Raw genomic sequence first — 984 nt, forward strand, 5'->3', positions numbered from 1 at the left:
TGGGAAAAGCAAAATTTGAAAGGACTAAACCTCACGTAAATATAGGAACAATAGGTCACGTAGACCACGGTAAGACTACATTAACAGCAGCAATAACTACAGTATTAAATAGAAGATTTGGTTCAGGGGAAATAATGAGCTATGACAATATAGATAAGGCACCTGAAGAGAGAGAAAGAGGAATAACAATCTCTACATCCCACGTAGAATATGAAACAGAAAACCGTCACTATGCACACGTAGACTGTCCAGGTCACGCTGACTATGTAAAGAACATGATTACAGGGGCAGCACAAATGGACGGAGCCATATTGGTAGTATCAGCAGCTGATGGTCCAATGCCACAAACAAGAGAACATATATTATTATCAAGACAAGTAGGAGTACCAAAGATAGTAGTATTCTTAAATAAAGCAGATATGGTAGACGATGAAGAATTAATCGAATTAGTAGAAATGGAAGTAAGAGAGTTGTTATCAGAATATGAATTCGATGGAGACAATACAAGCATCGTAGTAGGATCAGCATTAAAGGCAATAGAAGATCCAGACGGAGAGTGGGGAGATAAGATAGTAGAATTAATGACAGCAGTAGATAATGATATACCAGAACCAGAAAGAGAAACAGACAAACCATTCTTAATGCCAGTAGAAGACGTATTCAGTATAACAGGAAGAGGAACAGTAGCAACGGGAAGAGTAGAAAGAGGAGTAGTAAAAACTGGAGACAACGTAGAGATAGTAGGATTACAAGAAGAATCTAGAACAGTAGTAGTAACAGGAGTAGAAATGTTTAGAAAGATCCTAGAAGAAGCTCAAGCAGGAGACAATATAGGAGCCCTTTTAAGAGGAGTTCAAAGGGATGAAATTGAAAGAGGGCAAGTATTAGCAAAACCTGGTACTATTACTCCACATACAAAATTCGAAGCAGAAGTATATGTACTAACTAAAGAAGAAGGTGGAAGACATACACCATTTTTTTAAC

1 pseudogene is annotated in these 984 nt (G+C 37.6%); it reads left to right on the forward strand.

Annotation, left to right across the window (positions count from 1 at the left end):
* Window positions 1-980: pseudogene (gene tuf, locus CUL_RS0100005) on the forward strand (elongation factor Tu); the annotation flags it as partial.
* Window positions 981-984: the final 4 nt, after the last annotated feature.

It is taken from the genome of [Clostridium] ultunense DSM 10521, from assembly GCF_000511955.1.
GTDB lineage: Bacteria > Bacillota > Clostridia > Tissierellales > Tepidimicrobiaceae > Schnuerera > Schnuerera ultunensis.